We start from the raw sequence: 15,602 nt of genomic DNA on the forward strand, positions 1-15,602 counted from the left end.
TGTTGCTGCTCGGTGAAGCCCCGGTAAATAGGCCGCGGCCGGCTGCACAGATCGGCTGTTGAGCGCGGCGGCTGGCCGCGTACCGTAGCGGTCATGACAGCCGCCGTCCGAACCCTGCCCGAGCCTGCCCCGCCGCCCCTGCCGGCGCGCGTGCTGGTGGTCGACCCCGATGCCCAGGTGCAGCAATGGCTGGCCCAGTGCCTGCGGCCGCATGGCCACCGCGTGCATGCCGCGCGGCACGCCGAAGCGATTGCCCAGGCGCCGGCGCGTGGCTTCGAGCTGGTGATGATGAGCCCGCGCGCGCCCTCGGCCCAGCCCGACTGGCCGCGTGCGGCCGGCAGCGCGGGCGATGCCTGGCAGCGGCTGCGCGGCCTGCGCGACGCCGCGCCGCGGTTGCCGGTGATCGTGCTGCAGCCGCATGCCGACGCCACCGACCGCGCCGTGGCGCTGGAGCTGGGCGCCGACGCGGTGGTGGACGACGACTGCGGCCCGCGCGAACTGCGCGCCCGCGTGGCCGCGCTGCTGCGCCGCCACCGCGACGATCGGCGCGGCCTGCCCGCCGAAGGCCCGGCCGCCGCCGGCGGCTGGCGCCTGGATGCCGCGCGCCGCGGCGTGCACGCCCCGGACGGCACCGATGGCGACGCGGCCGGCGAGCTGTTCATCGCGCTGTCGGCCAGCGAGTTCAGGCTGCTGCGGGCGCTGATGCAGCAGCCCGGGCGGCCGCTGCAGCGCGCCGATCTGCTGAGCCTGGCGCTCGGCGCCGCCGAGGCGCAGCGCGAGCGCAGCATCGACCTGCTGGTCTCGCGCCTGCGCCGCACGCTGGGCGACGACCCGCAGATGCCGCGCCTGATCCGCACCGTGCGTGGCGCCGGCTACTGCTTCGAGCCGCTCATCCGGCGTGCTGGGTCGCTGCGCGCGCCGATGGTGTCAAACGCCTCACACCAAGGCGACACCGGATTGACAGACGGCGCCGACGATCACATCACCGGCATTCCGTGACCGCCAAAGGGCGCGTTGACGGGCGACCGGCAGCACTCCTCGCTCACGACGCGATCCACGCCACGAAAGGTTCACGATGAATGTCTCCTCCTCCTCGATGCAGGCCAGCCAGGCCTGGGCCATGCAGACCATGCGCGCGGCCTCGGCCGGCGCCAGCCAGGGCAGCAGCGCCACCAGCGCCAGCAGCAGCGACTACGCCGCGGTGGCCCGCCAGGGCGGCGAAGGCGGCCGCGGCGGCCCGCCACCGGGCCCGCCGCCCGATGCCGCCGGCAGCAGCAGCGCCACGGCCGGCCTGTCGACGATGCAGTTCGCCGCGATGGGCGCTGGCGGTGGCGCGCCGCAAGACCCGATCGCCTCGCTCGACAGCGACGGCGACGGCAGCGTCTCGGGCAGCGAGTTCGGCCTCGACAGCGCCAGCGACGCGGCCCAGCAGTTCTTCTCGGCCATCGACACCAGCGGCGACGGCGCACTGAGCAGCGACGAGATCACCGCGATGCGCGAGCAGATGATGGCCGCGCACGAGGCCCAACGCGCCAGCGGCAGCCAGGGCAGCAGCGCCACCGACGGCACGCAAGCCACCGAAGGCCCGCGCGGCCCGCACCGTGGCCCGCCGCCCCCGCCGCCAGCGGGCGAGGACGACAGCACGACGACCGGCACGGCCACCACCACCACCACCACGGCCACGTCCAGCACCACCGCCACCGCCACCCCATCCAGCGGCACGGCCACCGGCTTCGACGCCAAGGCCATGATCGAGAAGATCGCCCAGCACTACGCGGCCTACACCGCCTCGCAGGCCACCAGCGGCCTCACCGCAACGGCTTGATGGCGCCGCCGGGCCGCCCCGGGCCGGCCCGTGCACACCGGGCGGGCGGCGTGGCGTGCCCGCGCCGCCGGGTGCCCGAACTCAGTACCGCTCGGGCACGAACATCTCCGGCGGCACCGGGTTGCGCACGTAGTCGGCATGGCGCTCGCGCTGCGGCAGCAGGATCTCGGCGCGCTCGACCTCGTGGTAGTCAAACTGCGCCAGCAGATGCTGGATGCAGTTCAGCCGCGCGCGCTTCTTGTCCACCGCCTGCACCACCCACCACGGCGCCTCGGGGATGTGGGTGCGCTCGAGCATGGCCTCCTTGGCCTTGGTGTACTCCTCCCAGCGGCGGCGGCTTTCGAGGTCCATCGGGCTGAGCTTCCACTGCTTCAGCGGATCATGGATGCGGCCGAGGAAGCGCACATGCTGCTCCTCGTCGGTGATCGAGAACCAGTACTTGATCAGCGTGATGCCCGATCGCACCAGCATGCGCTCGAACTCGGGCACCGAGCGGAAGAACTCCTCCACCTCGTCTTCCGAGCAAAAGCCCATCACCCGCTCGACGCCGGCGCGGTTGTACCAGCTGCGGTCGAACAGCACCATCTCGCCGGCCGCCGGCAGGTGCGGCACATAGCGCTGGAAGTACCACTGGGTCTTCTCGCGGTCGTTGGGCGCCGGCAGCGCCACCACGCGGCATACGCGCGGGTTCAGGCGCTGGGTGATGCGCTTGATGGCGCCGCCCTTGCCCGCCGCGTCGCGCCCCTCGAACAGGATCACCACCTTCTGGCGCGTGTGCGCCACCCAGTCCTGCAGCGTGACCAGTTCGCGCTGCAGGCGAAACAGCTCCTTGAAATAGGCCACGCGCTCGCTGCGCGCCACCGACTCGTCGGGCGAGGCGTCCAGCCCGGCCAGGGCCTCGTCGACGGTGCGGTCCTCGATCTCGAGCTCGAGTTCCTCGTCGTAGCCATCGAGCAGATCGCGGCGGATGCGCTCGATGAGCGCGTCATGGTCAGGGGGCAGGGTCATGCGGACGACGGCGCGGGGCCGGTGCGGTGCGGGCGTCGAAACGCCGGGAGGGGTGAAACAACGGTGCCTGCATGCTTGGCCCGGCAGATGACAGTGGCATGACACCCGAAGCCACCACCCCGCAAGCCTTGCGCCGCAGCGCCCCGGCCTGCCAAGGCGGCAACAACGGCCAGGGCGGCCAGACCCGCCCATGCTGCCACGGCGGCCGCCGAGATGAGCGTTCCGGCCAATCGCGGCGGCCGGCCCGGCCATCGCCAGTGCGGCCAGGCTTGCGGCATGCTCGGGCCCCAGCATGACGTCACACCCCACCACGCCACCCGCAGCAGCCTCGCCCTCGGCCCCGGACGAGGCCTCGCCACCCGAGCCTGCACTGCACGGGCGCGAGCGCCATGTGCCCTTCATTGCGCACCTGGGCATCCACCGCGTGCGGGCCGACCATGGCGAGGCGCTGATCGAGCTCACGCTGCGGCCCGAGCTGTGCAACAACCATGGCGGCGGCCATGGCGGTGTGATGATGACCCTGCTCGACTGCGCCATGGCCCATGCGGCGCTGAGCCGCATCGACTACAGCCGCGAGGTGGTGACGGTGGACATGCACATCGCCTTCATGCACCCCGCCAGCGGCCGGCTGCAGGCCACCGGCCGCGCCACCGGCGGTGGCCGCTCGGTGTGCTTTTGCGAGGCCGAGATCCGCGACGACCACGGCCATGTCATCGCCAAGAGCATGGGCACGTTCCGCTACCGGGCGCCGGCCACGGGGGATGGGCCGGGGCGGGTTTGATTCTGTTGTCGCCTGCCCAGCCTGTTTGGCTTGCCCAGGCCGGTGCACGGCCAAGGCCGCCGGGTACCGGGCTGACTCCGTGTCCCCCGCCAGGCCGCTCCCGCGACCCGGCTCCTCCTTTACCTGCGTCAGCCCGATACCCGACGTCCTCGTCCCGAGACACTGTGGCACGCGACGATCCGCATGTCGCGGTGGTGCCGCCAAGCCGTGGCCGGGTGCCCGGCGGCGTGAATCTGCGCCGGTGAGGCGCGCAGGGCGCGTGGCCGCGCGCGCAGCGCGCATCGTCCCTCTGACTCGCATCGCCTGTTCGAGCACAGTGAGCGACAGCGAACGGCGCGAGTTGCGATGCGCGGCCACGGGCCCGAGCACCGCAACGAAGTCCGCCGCTTGCGGCGGACCGGCGCAGTTGAGCGCCGCCGGGCACCCGGCCACGGCTTGGCCCGCGCCCACCCCAGCAAGCTCAACCGCAACAGCAGCAAGCGCCCGCCACCACAAATCCTGAACCCCTCGTAAACCCAGGCCGAAGCCTGAGCGTTTCAGCCAATCGCCAGCCACCATCCCTGCCATTGCCCCATCCGGCAGCCGGCGCGCACACTCGAAGCACAACGCAGGCCGAGCAGGAGACAAGGCATGGGCACATCGGTGCATGTGGTGGGTGTGGGCATGATCCCGTTCACCAAGCCGGGCGCCAGCGCGCCCTATCCGCAGATGGGTGCCGAGGCCGCGCGCCGCGCCCTGGCCGATGCCGGCCTCGATGTTGCACGCATCGAGCAGGCCTACGTGGGCTATGTGTTCGGTGACTCGTGCGCCGGCCAGGCGGCGGTGTACGAGGTGGGCCTCACCGGCGTGCCGGTGATCAACGTCAACAACAACTGCGCCACCGGCTCCACCGCGCTGTTCCTGGCGCGGCAGGCCGTGGCCTCGGGGGCCATCGAGTGCGCGCTGGCGCTGGGCTTCGAGCAGATGGTGCCCGGCCCGCTGAAGGGCGCGTGGACCGACCGGCCCAGCCCGCTGGCGCGCTTTCTCGACACCATGGCGCAAGACCAGGGCTATGACGAAGCCCTGCCGCGCGCGGCGCAGTTCTTTGGTGGCGCGGCGCGCGCCTACATGGCCGAGCATGGCATCGCCGCCAGCACCTTTGCGCGCATCTCGGTCAAGGCGCGCCAGCACGCGGCGCGCAACCCGCTGGCGGTGTTCCGCCAGACCGTCACGCTGGACGAGGTGCTGGCCTCGCCCACCGTGTTCGACCCGCTCACCCGCCTGCAGTGCTGCCCGCCCACCTGCGGCGCCGCGGCCGCCATCGTGTGCAGCGAAGACTTTGCCCGCCGCCACGGCCTGGACCTGCGCGTGCGCATCGCCGCCCAGGCCATGAGCACTGACACCGCCAGCACCTTCGGCAGCCACGACATGCGCAAGCTGGTGGGCGCCGACATGGCGCTGGCCGCATCGAAGAAGGTGTACGAAGCCGCCGGCATCGGCCCCGAAGACATCGACGTGGTGGAGCTGCACGACTGCTTCACCGCCAACGAGCTGATCACCTACGAGGCGCTGGGCCTCACGCCGCCGGGCACGGCCGAGAAGTTCATCCTGGACGGCGACAACACCTACGGCGGACGCGTCGTCACCAACCCCTCGGGCGGCCTGCTCAGCAAGGGCCACCCGCTGGGCGCCACCGGCCTGGCGCAATGTGCCGAGCTGACCTGGCAGCTGCGGGGGCAGGCCGAGCAGCGCCAGGTGGAAGGCGCGCGGCTGGCGCTGCAGCACAACCTGGGCCTGGGCGGCGCTTGCGTCGTCACGCTCTACGAGAGGAGCCATTGAGATGATGAACAAAGCCTACATCGGCCACGAGCTGCCCGCCTTCACGGTGGATGTCGAGCAAGGCCGGCTGAAGTTCTTCGCCCAGGCCATCGGCCAGACCGACCCGGTCTACACCGACGAAGACGCGGCCCGGGCCGCCGGCCATCCCGGCCTGCCGGTGCCGCCCAGCTTCCTGTTCTGCCTGGAGATGGACGCCCCCAACCCCGGCGCTTTGCGCGAGCTGCTCGACATCGACATCGCCAAGGTGCTGCACGGCGAGCAGCGCTTTCGCTACCACCGCGGCGCCCATGCCGGCGACCGGCTGAGCTTCCAGCAGCGCATTGCTGACATCTACGACAAGAAGAACGGCGCGCTGGAGTTCGTGGTGCGCGAAACCCGCGTCACCAACCAGCGCGGCGAGCATGTGGCCGATCTGGTCGGCACCACCGTGGTGAGGAATGGATAGCCCCCCCCGAAGCGCCTTCGGCGCCTCCCCCCAGGGGGCGCCGCCTGCGGCCCGGCAAAGCCGGTTCCGCGGCGACCGCTGGCCTCGGGCCTGAGCAGTGCCTCAAGCGTGCTGCCGAGAAGCATGGAGAACTGACATGACCGATCTGAGCCAACTGAAGGTGGGCGACGCCCTGCCCGCCTTCACCACCGAGCCCGTCTCGCGCCTGACGCTGGCGCTGTACTGCGGCGCCTCGGGTGACCACAACCCGATCCATGTAGACACCGACTTTGCCAAGCGCGCCGGCTACCCCGATGTGTTTGCCCACGGCATGCTGTCGATGGCCTACCTGAGCCGCCTGCTCACCAACTGGGTGCCGCAGCAGCGCCTGCGCGAGTACGGCGTGCGCTTTGTCGCCATCACCCAGGTGGGCGACGCCATCACCTGCAGCGGCACGGTGACCGAGATCTTCGAGCAGGCCGGCGAACGCCGCGCGCGGCTGGAACTGAAGACCGTCAACCAGGCCGGCCAGGTGAAGCTGACCGGCGACGCCGTGGTGGCGATCTGAACAGGACGACCAGATGATCCAGACCCCCAAGCCCGAGTGGCTGACGCCCGACCTCGAGATGCTGGCCGACACGGCCGCCCGGTTCGCCGAGAAGGAAATGCTGCCCAACGACGCCCGCTGGCGTGAGCAGAAGCATGGCGACCGCGCGCTCTGGAACAAGGCCGGCGCGGCCGGCCTGCTGTGCGCCAGCATCCCCGAGCAATACGGCGGCGGTGGTGGCGACTTCCGCCACGACATGGTCATCCTGCAGACCTGGGCACGGCAGATGGCCGGCGGCTTCAGCAACAGCGTGCACTCGGGCATCGTGGCCCAGTACCTGCTGCGTTATGGCACCGAGGCGCAGAAGCAGCACTATCTGCCGAAGATGGCCACCGGCGAGTGCGTGGCCGCCATCGCGATGACCGAGCCCGGCGCCGGCACCGACCTGCAGGCCATCCGCACCCGTGCGGTGAAGGAGGGCGGCGACTACGTCATCAACGGCAGCAAGATCTTCATCACCAACGGCCACCACGCCGACCTGGTGGTGCTGGTGTGCCGCACCGGCGAAGAAAAAGGCGGCAAGGGCGTGAGCCTGGTGCTGGTGGACGCCAGCACCAAGGGCTTTCGCCGCGGCAAGCTGCTCGACAAGGTGGGCCAGCACACGGTGGACACCGCCGAGCTGTTCTTCGAGGACATGCGCGTGCCGCAAAGCCAATTGCTGGGCACGCAGGAAGGCCGCGGCTTCGTGCAGCTGATGGAGGAGCTGCCGCGCGAGCGCCTGATCATCGCCGCCGGCGGCGTGGCCACCCTGCAGCGCGCCATTGCCGACACCGTGGCCTACGTGAAGCAGCGCAGCATCTTCGGCCAGACGCTGATGAGCATGCAGAACACCCGCTTCAAGCTGGCCGAGTGCCAGATGAAGGCCAGCATCGCCGAGAGCTTTGTCAACGACCTGGTGGCGCGCTCGCTGCGCGGCGAACTCGACCTGCCGACCTCGGCCATTGCCAAGTGCTGGGTGAGTGATGCCGTGTGCCAGGTGGTGGACGAATGCGTGCAGCTGCACGGCGGCTACGGCTACATGATGGAGTACCCGATCGCCCGGCTGTATGCCGACACCCGCGTGGGCCGCATCTACGGCGGCAGCAACGAGGTGATGAAGGAGCTCATCGCCCGCGCGATGGAGAAATGACTGGCCGCCCCGCCCACCCCAGGAGACAACAGCCATGAACCCCACCCCCTGCCCCGCCGCAGCCTGCTGGCCCTGGCCTGCGCCATGGCGGCCGCGCTGGCCGGCACCACCCTGCCCGGCACCGCCATGGCCCAGGCGCCCGCCTGGCCCAGCAAGCCGATCAAGCTGGTGGTGCCCTATGCGCCCGGCGGCGCCACCGACATCCTGGCCCGCCTGGTGGCCACCCATCTGCAAACCGGTCTCGGCCAGAACGTGGTGGTCGAGAACAGGCCCGGCGCCAGCGGCGTGCTGGGCAACGACGCGGTGGCCAAGTCGGCGCCCGACGGCCACACCGTGCTGCTGGGCATCACCGCCATCATCCAGAGCGCCACGCTGCTGAAGCTGCCCTACGACCCGTACAAGGACCTGGCGCCGGTGGCCATGCTGGCCAGCAGCACCAGCCTGCTGGCCGTGCCCAAGACCCTGCCGGTGAAGAACGTGGCCGAGTTCGTGGCCCTGGTCAAGAGCCAGCCCGGCAAGCACAGCTACGGCACCTATGGCGCCGGCAGCAGCTCGCACATCCAGGGCGAGGCGCTCAAGGCCCAGGCCGGGCTCGACCTGGTGCATGTGCCCTACAAGGGCGCCGCGCCCATGGTCACCGACTTGCTGGGCGGCCAGATCAGCGCCGCCTTCGTGGATGCCGGCACCGCACGCGCCCATGTGGGCGCCGGCGCGTTCAAGGTGCTGGCCGTCACCGGCACCGAGCGCCTGAAGATGGCACCCGACGCGCCAGTGCTGTCCGAGCTGGGCTACCAGCACTTCGATCCCAAGGGCTGGTTCGGCTTCTTCGTGCCGGCCGGCACGCCGGCACCGGTGATCAGCAAGCTCTCGGCCGAGATCGCCCGCATCACCCGCCTGCCCGAGGTGAGCAAGCGCATCGACGAGCTGGGCCAGGTGCCGGTGGGCAGCACGCCCGAGGCCTTTGCCGAAGCCATCCGCAAGGACGGGCCGCTGTACGCCCGGCTCATCAAGGACCTGAACATCAAACTCGACTGACGCCATGTCCGACGCCAACGAACCCACGGGCAACGCCCACCAGGCCTGGCAGCGCGCGCTGGACGAAGGCCGCTTCCTGATCCAGCGCTGCGGCGGCTGCGCCCAGGCCGTGTTCCAGCCGCGCGAGCTGTGCCCGCACTGCGGCCATGGCAGGCTGGCCTTCGAGGCGCCGGCCGGCACCGGCACCGTCTACGCCACCACCGTGGTGCGGCGCAAGCCGGCCGAGGGCGGCGACTACAACGTGGCCCTGATCGATCTGGACGAAGGCTGCCGCCTGATGAGCCGCGTGGAAGGCGTGCCGCCCGCCGAGGTGCGCATCGGCCAGCGCGTGGCCGCACGCGTGCAGGTCAGCAAGGACGGCAAGGGCCTGGTGCTTTTTGATCCGCTCACCGCAGCCACCGCCACCCCAGCAGGAGCCGCCTGATGCGCCCCGCCCGCACCCCCGACAACCGCGCGCTGCGCGGCGCTTGCGCCATCGCCGGCGTGGCCACCTTCGGCTGTGGCGAAGCCCATGGCCACGACGACATGTCGCTGCTGGCCCAAGCCGCGCGGCTGGCGGTGGCCGATGCCGGCCTGACGATGGACGACATCGACGGCATCGCCACCTGCAGCGCCGGCGCATCGATGTGGGTGATGCCCGCCATCGAGCACCTGGGCATCAACGCCAACTACATCGACGGCACCATGCTGGGCGGCAGCAGCTTCATCGCCCACCTGCTGCCGGCCATGCGCGCGCTGGCCAGCGGCCAGTGCAATGCGGTGCTGGTGTGCTACGGCAGCGCGCAGCGCACCAGCACGCTCAGCCGCGGCGCCATCGGCCAGGCCCGCCGCGCGCTCGACCCCCAGCCCTACGAGCAGCCGTATGAGCCCTTCATGCCGGCCAGTGCCTATGCGCTGGCGGCCTCGCGCCATATGCACCAGTACGGCACCACGCGGCGTCAGTTGGCTGAAGTTGCGGTGGCGGCCCGCGCCTGGGCGCAGCTGAACCCCGAGGCCTTCATGCGCGAGCCGCTCAGCATCGACGATGTGCTGAACGCGCGCATGGTGAGCGACCCGCTGAGCGTGCGCGACTGCTGCCTGGTGACCGATGGCGGCGGCGCCCTGGTGCTGGTGCGCAGCGACCGCGCCAAGGATCTGCCGCACAAGCCGGTGCATGTGCTGGGCGCTGCCACCGCCTGCTGGAACCGCCAGATCAGCAGCATGCCCGACCTCACCGTCACCGCCGCCAGCCAGTCGGGCGCGCAGGCCTATGCGATGGCCGGCCTGGCCGCGAAGGACATGGACGTGGTGGCGCTGTACGACGCCTTCACCATCAACACCCTGCTGTTCCTGGAAGACCTGGGCTTTTGCGCCAAGGGCGAGGCGGGGCCGTTCGTGGAAGGTGGCGCCATCGCCCCGGGCGGGCGGCTGGCGGTCAACACCAATGGCGGGGGCCTGTCCTGCGTGCACCCCGGCATGTACGGCATCTACACGCTGATCGAGGGCGTGCGCCAGCTGCGCGGCCAGGGCGGCGAGCGCCAGGTGGCCGGTGCGAAGCTGGCGCTGTGCCACGGCAATGGCGGCACGCTGAGCAGCCAGGCCACGGCCATTCTCGGCACGGCCGAAACGCTCTGAGCAGGCGCCGCCGATGATCCGCGATGCCGACACCCTGACCGCCCTGTGCGACGCCGTGCGCCGCTTCGTGCGCGAGCGCCTGGTTCCGGCCGAACACGAGGTGGCCGAGACCGACCAGATCCCCGAAGACATCGTGCAGCAGATGCGCGAGCTGGGGCTGTTCGGGCTGACCATCCCCGAGTCGTACGGCGGCCTGGGCCTGACGATGGAAGAAGAGGTGCGCGTGCTGCTGGAGCTGTGCCAGACCTCGCCGGCCTTTCGCTCGGTGATCGGCACCACGGTGGGCATTGGCGCGATGGGCATCCTGATGGATGGCACGCCCGCGCAGAAGGATCTGTGGCTGCCCAAGATGGCCACCGGCGAGGTGATGGCCAGCTTTGCGCTCACCGAGCCCGAGTCGGGGTCAGATGCGGCCTCGCTGCGCACCACGGCGATCCGGCAGGGTGACCATTACGTCGTCAACGGCAGCAAGCGCTACATCACCAACGCGCCGCAGGCCGGGGTGTTCACGCTGATGGCGCGCACCAACCCTGCCGACAAGGGCGCGGGCGGCGTGTCGGCCTTCATCGTCGATGCCAAGAGCCCCGGCATCTCGCTGGGCAAGCCCGATCAGAAGATGGGCCAGCGCGGCGCCCACACCTGCGACGTGGTGTTCGACAACGTGCGCGTGCCGGCCGCCAACCTGATCGGCGGCGTGGAAGGGCGCGGCTTCAAGACCGCGATGAAGGTGCTGGAAAAGGGCCGCATCCACATTGCCGCGGTGTGCGTGGGCGTGGCCCGGCGCATGCTGGACGATGCGCTGAAGTACGCGATGGAGCGCCAGCAGTTCGGCCAGAAGATCGCCGAGTTTCAGCTGGTGCAGGCCCTGCTGGCCGACAGCCAGGCCGAGCTGTACGCGGCCGAGTGCATGACGCTGGACGCCGCCCGCAAGCGCGACGAGGGCCGCGACGTGGCGCTGGAAGCCAGCTGCTGCAAGATGTTCGCCAGCGAGATGTGCGGCCGCGTGGCCGACCGCGCGGTGCAGATCCTGGGCGGCGCCGGCTACATGAGCGAATACGGCATCGAGCGCTTCTACCGCGATGTGCGCATCTTCCGCATCTACGAAGGCACCACGCAGATCCAGCAGATCGTGATTGCGCGGGCGATGGTGAAGGCGGCTGCGGCCTCGGCTTGAATCCTTCTCTTCCCGTCGCTCGCTTGCTGCGTATTGAGCGAGGCCAAGGCACTGCGGCGTGCCGAAAGCAACATGCGATGCCCGAGTGATTTGTGTTCACCGCCGCATGCGCAGACCGTGCCGCCAAGCCGTGCCCGGGTGTCCGGCACAGCGAATCTGCGCTGGCGAGGAGCGCAGCAGGCGTGGCCGCGCGCGTGAGCGCGCATCGACCCTCTGACTCGCATCGCCTGTTCGAGCGCAGTGAGCGTCAGCGAACGCAGCGAGTTGCGATGCGCGGCCACGCCTGCTGCGCTCCTCGCCAGCGCAGATTCGCTGTGCCGGACACCCGGGCACGGCTTGGCCCGCTCAACCCCCAGCAAGCCAAAGCCAAAGCCAAAGCCAAAGCCAAACCAGACCAAAAAAAGCTATCGAGCAGAGGGCCGACGAGCCAAGCCAAAACAAACCACCGCCACCAAGCCCAACAGACACAAGGCCAGCAGCAAGCCCCGATAGCCCCCCAGCCACACCAGCAGGCCCGAAGCCGCCACCGGCGCAAAGGCCCGGCTCACCGCGCCGATGCCGCCCATCAGCCCACCGATGCGGCCGATGTGCGCGCGGCCGAAAAACTGCGGCACCAGCGCCCCGCGCACGATGGTGACCAGGCCGTTGGCAATGCCGAAGGCGGTGGCGAAGGCCACCCACACCAGCGGCCCCGACCCCAGGGCCAGCAAGGCATACGACAGCGGCAGGGTCAGCAGCACGCCCACGCCCACCACGCGCAGGCTCCAGGCACGGCCGGCAAACACGTACAGCAGGCGGCCGGCCACCTGGGCCGGGCCGATGATCATCAGCACCTTCACGGCCTCGGCCTCGGTGGCCCCGCGATCGGCAAAGGCCGGCATCACATGCGACCAGAAGGCCGATTGCGAAAACGAGTACAGCGTGAAGCACAGCGTCAGCAGCCAGAACGCACTGTGGCGCAGCGCCTGGTGCAGCGTGGCATCGGCCTGCGCGTCGGCACGTGGCGGCGTGGCCACCAGCATCGGCCCGCGCAGCGCCCAGGCATGCAAGGGCGCCACGCCCAGCAACAGCAGCAGGCCCATCACCTGCAGCGAGGCGCGCCAACCCCACTGCAGCAGCCAGGCCACGGCCGGAAAGCTCAGCGTGCTGGCAAAACCGCCCAGCAGCGTGAGCATGGTGATGCCATGCGCATAACGCTCGGGGTAGCGCTTGGTCAACACCGCAAAGGCGGGCTCGTACAGCGTCATGGCCATGGCCGCGCCCAACACCGCCCACACGGCGTACAGCATCCAGGGCGCGCTCACCAGGCTCCAGCCCAGGCAGCCCAGGCCGCCCAGCACGGCGCCGGCGGTCATCACCCGGCGGCCGCGCCCGGCGTCGATGGCCGCACCCACCGCGTAGCCCGTGACCCCGCTCACCGCCAGGCCCAGCGTGAAGGCCCCCATCAGCGTGGCCTGCTGCCAGCCCAGCTCGCGGCCCATCGGCAGCACCAGGCTCGAGAAGGCATAGAACAACACGGCCCAGGCCAGCACCTGGCCCACGGCCAGGCCCGCCACGGTGGCCCAGTAGCCGGGGCCGCCCGCCCCGCCGTTTGCGGCCATTCCACCTGGCGGATCGCTGCGTTGAGTCATCTGGGGCGATTATCCCGAGCCCCGCTTGTCGCAGCAGGGACAAGGAAAAATCGAACGGTCGTGCTAAAAATCCGGCGTTGTGCACAGCCGGCCGTTCCGCACTGCGCACGCCCCATCCGCCGGCCCCAGCCGGCCTCCCCGCACGCCCAGGAGACACGCCCGCCATGGACCTGAACTTCACCCCGGAAGAACTCGCCTTCCGCGCCGAGATCCGGCAATGGGTGGCCGAGAGCCTGCCCAAGGACTTGAGCCACAAGGTTTTGAACTCGCTGCGCCTGTCGCGCGACGACATGCAGCGCTGGGCCAAGATCCTCGGCGCCAAGGGCTGGCTGGGCTATGGCTGGCCCAAGCAGTTTGGCGGCCCGGGCTGGACGGCGATCCAGAAGCACCTGTTCGAGGAAGAGTGCGCGCTGGCCGGTGCGCCGCGCATCGTGCCCTTCGGCCCGGTGATGGTGGCGCCGGTGATCATGGCCTTCGGCACGCCCGAGCAGCACCAGCGCTTTCTGCCCGGCATCGCCTCGGGCGAGGTGTGGTGGAGCCAGGGCTACTCCGAGCCGGGCTCGGGCTCCGACCTGGCGTCGCTGAAGACCCGCGCCGAACGCCAGGGCGACAAGTTCATCGTCAACGGCCAGAAGACCTGGACCACGCTGGGCCAGTTTGGCGAGTGGATCTTCTGCCTGGTGCGCACCAGCACCGAGGGCAAGCCGCAAACCGGCATCAGCTTCCTGCTGATCGACATGAAGAGCCCCGGCATCACCGTGCGGCCGATCATCACGCTCGATGGCGAGCACGAGGTCAACGAGGTGTTCTTCGACAACGTCGAGGTGCCGGCCGAGAACCTGATCGGCGAAGAGAACAAGGGCTGGACCTACGCCAAGCACCTGCTGGCGCACGAGCGCACCAACATCGCCGACGTCAACCGCGCCAAGCGCGAGCTCGAGCGCCTGAAGCGCGTGGCCCGCGCCGAGGGCGTGTACGACGAGCCGCGCTTTCGCGACCAGATCGCGCTGCTGGAAGTGGACGTGGTGGCGCTCGAGATGCTGGTGCTGCGCGTGCTGTCGGCCGAGAAGAGCGGCAAGCAGAGCCTGGACATCGCCGGCCTGCTGAAGATCCGCGGCAGCGAGATGCAGCAGCGCTACACCGAGCTGATGATGCTGGCCGCCGGCCCTGTGACCCAGCTCTATGCGCACGAGGCCATGGAGGCCGGCTGGCAGGGCGACTTTGCCGGTGCTGCCGCCGTGGCGCCGCTGGCCGGCACCTACTTCAACATGCGCAAGACCACCATCTACGGCGGCTCGAACGAAGTGCAGCGCAACATCATTGCGCAGACCGTGCTCGGCTGATCAGGAGAAAGACACATGGACTTCGAATTCACCGACGACCAGGTCTCGCTGCGCGACGCAGTGGCCAAGTGGGTCGACAAGGGCTTTGATTTCTCGCGCCGGCATGCGCTGGCCAAGGCCGGTGGCAAGACCCGCGCGGTCTATGCCGAGCTGGCCGAACTGGGCCTCACCGGCATGGCCGTGCCCGAGGCCCATGGCGGCATGGCCTTTGGCGCCGTGGAAGCCATGGTGGTGATGGAAGAACTGGGCCGCGGCCTGGTGAACGCGCCCTTCGCCGCCGGCGCGCTGATGAGCCCGGTGCTGCTGCAGGCCGCGCCGGCCGAGGTGCAGGCCGCCTGGCTGCCGAAGGTGGCCGACGCCTCGGCCCTGGTGGTGCCGGCGCTGCAGGAGCGCGCCGCGCGCTACAAGCTCAGCCACGTCACCACCACCGCCACGCCGGCCAACGGCGGCTGGCAGCTCAGCGGCCAGAAGAGCGTGGTGCCGGCGGCCGACGAGGCCGATGCCTTCATCGTGCCGGCCCGCCTGTCGGGCGGCACCAGCGACACCGCCGGCATCGGCCTGTTCCTGGTGGAACAGGGCGGCCCGGGCGTCAGCACCACCGGCTATGCCACGCAGGACGGCGGCCGCGCCGGCGAGCTGAAGCTGGCCAACGCCACCGCCACGCTGATCACCACCGACGGCTGGGCCACGCTGGAGCAGGCGGTGGACGTGGGCATTGCCGCGGCCTGTGCCGAGGGCGTGGGCGCGATGGACCGCATGGTGGCGATCACGGTCGACTACATGAACACGCGCAAGCAGTTCGGCACCACGCTGGCCACCTTCCAGGCACTGCGCCACCGCATTGCCGATGTGAAGATGCAGCTGGAGCTGGGCCGCTCGATGAGCTTCTTTGCCACGCTCAAGCTGGGCGAGGCCGCACCGCAGCGCCGCCGCGCCATCAGCCAGGCCAAGGTGCAGCTGGGCAACAGCATGCGCTTCGTGGGCCAGCACTGCACGCAGATCCACGGCGGCATCGGCGTGACCGACGAGTACATCAGCAGCCACTACTTCAAGCGGCTCACGATGCTGGAGATGGCCTACGGCGACACGCTGCACCACCTGGGCGAGGTGTCTGAGCGCATGCAGGACACCGCAGGGGTCTTCGCCTGAGGTAACCCCACCCAGCGGCCGCCGCGGAACCGGCTCCGCCGGGCCGCTGGCGGCGCCCCCTCGG

General features: G+C 70.3%; 15 protein-coding genes. 13 read left to right on the forward strand and 2 right to left on the reverse strand.

The genetic code is table 11. From position 1 onward, the window contains the following. The first annotated feature begins 93 nt into the window (after positions 1–93). Positions 94–999, forward strand: coding sequence for a winged helix-turn-helix domain-containing protein (locus N4G63_RS19450; RefSeq protein ID WP_260787217.1), 906 nt, complete (start codon positions 94–96; stop codon positions 997–999). 76 nt (positions 1,000–1,075) lie between these two features. Beyond that, positions 1,076–1,825, forward strand: a complete 750-nt coding sequence (locus tag N4G63_RS19455; protein WP_260787216.1) for an EF-hand domain-containing protein — start codon at positions 1,076–1,078, stop codon at positions 1,823–1,825. 81 nt (positions 1,826–1,906) lie between these two features. Here the strand turns inward: N4G63_RS19455 and ppk2 are convergent, their stop codons facing one another. Continuing rightward, positions 1,907–2,833 carry a polyphosphate kinase 2 gene (gene ppk2, locus N4G63_RS19460; RefSeq protein WP_260787215.1) on the reverse strand — a complete coding sequence of 309 codons (927 nt, stop codon included), beginning with the start codon at positions 2,831–2,833 and terminating at the stop codon, positions 1,907–1,909. A 292-nt stretch (positions 2,834–3,125) separates the two neighbouring features. Between ppk2 and N4G63_RS19465 the strand changes: the two genes are divergently transcribed. The 9 genes from N4G63_RS19465 to N4G63_RS19505 all read left to right on the forward strand — a co-directional run bounded on the left by N4G63_RS19465 (position 3,126) and on the right by N4G63_RS19505 (position 11,415). Then, positions 3,126–3,614, forward strand: coding sequence for a PaaI family thioesterase (locus tag N4G63_RS19465; protein WP_260787214.1), 489 nt, complete (start codon positions 3,126–3,128; stop codon positions 3,612–3,614). Positions 3,615–4,244: 630 nt separating this feature from the next. Beyond that, positions 4,245–5,432 (forward strand): lipid-transfer protein, encoded by a 1,188-nt coding sequence (locus N4G63_RS19470; protein WP_260787213.1) that lies wholly within the window; start codon positions 4,245–4,247, stop codon positions 5,430–5,432. 1 nt (position 5,433) lies between these two features. Continuing rightward, the gene (locus N4G63_RS19475) at positions 5,434–5,877 is read left to right on the forward strand and encodes a MaoC family dehydratase N-terminal domain-containing protein (RefSeq protein ID WP_260787212.1); all 444 of its coding nucleotides are present in this window, start codon (positions 5,434–5,436) and stop codon (positions 5,875–5,877) included. 136 nt (positions 5,878–6,013) lie between these two features. After that, entirely contained in the window at positions 6,014–6,424 is a 411-nt protein-coding gene (locus N4G63_RS19480) for a MaoC family dehydratase (RefSeq protein ID WP_260787211.1), read from the forward strand. Positions 6,425–6,437: 13 nt separating this feature from the next. Beyond that, positions 6,438–7,592, forward strand: coding sequence for an acyl-CoA dehydrogenase family protein (locus N4G63_RS19485; RefSeq protein ID WP_260787210.1), 1,155 nt, complete (start codon positions 6,438–6,440; stop codon positions 7,590–7,592). A gap of 84 nt (positions 7,593–7,676) precedes the next feature. Next, positions 7,677–8,627, forward strand: coding sequence for a Bug family tripartite tricarboxylate transporter substrate binding protein (locus tag N4G63_RS19490; protein WP_260787209.1), 951 nt, complete (start codon positions 7,677–7,679; stop codon positions 8,625–8,627). A gap of 4 nt (positions 8,628–8,631) precedes the next feature. Further along, on the forward strand, positions 8,632–9,051 hold the full coding sequence (locus N4G63_RS19495; protein ID WP_260787208.1) for a Zn-ribbon domain-containing OB-fold protein: 420 nt from the start codon (positions 8,632–8,634) through the stop codon (positions 9,049–9,051). Next, positions 9,051–10,241 carry a thiolase family protein gene (locus N4G63_RS19500; protein ID WP_260787207.1) on the forward strand — a complete coding sequence of 397 codons (1,191 nt, stop codon included), beginning with the start codon at positions 9,051–9,053 and terminating at the stop codon, positions 10,239–10,241. The genes N4G63_RS19495 and N4G63_RS19500 overlap by 1 nt, the downstream gene beginning before the upstream one ends. A 13-nt stretch (positions 10,242–10,254) precedes the next feature. Beyond that, on the forward strand, positions 10,255–11,415 hold the full coding sequence (locus N4G63_RS19505) for an acyl-CoA dehydrogenase family protein (protein WP_260787206.1): 1,161 nt from the start codon (positions 10,255–10,257) through the stop codon (positions 11,413–11,415). A 404-nt stretch (positions 11,416–11,819) separates the two neighbouring features. Here the strand turns inward: N4G63_RS19505 and N4G63_RS19510 are convergent, their stop codons facing one another. Further along, entirely contained in the window at positions 11,820–13,016 is a 1,197-nt protein-coding gene (locus N4G63_RS19510; protein WP_314600081.1) for an MFS transporter, read from the reverse strand. A gap of 194 nt (positions 13,017–13,210) precedes the next feature. Between N4G63_RS19510 and N4G63_RS19515 the strand changes: the two genes are divergently transcribed. After that, the gene (locus tag N4G63_RS19515) at positions 13,211–14,389 is read left to right on the forward strand and encodes an acyl-CoA dehydrogenase family protein (protein ID WP_260787204.1); all 1,179 of its coding nucleotides are present in this window, start codon (positions 13,211–13,213) and stop codon (positions 14,387–14,389) included. 15 nt (positions 14,390–14,404) lie between these two features. After that, positions 14,405–15,538 carry an acyl-CoA dehydrogenase family protein gene (locus tag N4G63_RS19520; RefSeq protein WP_260787203.1) on the forward strand — a complete coding sequence of 378 codons (1,134 nt, stop codon included), beginning with the start codon at positions 14,405–14,407 and terminating at the stop codon, positions 15,536–15,538. Positions 15,539–15,602: the final 64 nt, after the last annotated feature.

This window comes from Aquabacterium sp. OR-4 (assembly GCF_025290835.2).
Taxonomy (GTDB): Bacteria; Pseudomonadota; Gammaproteobacteria; order Burkholderiales; family Burkholderiaceae_C; genus Pseudaquabacterium.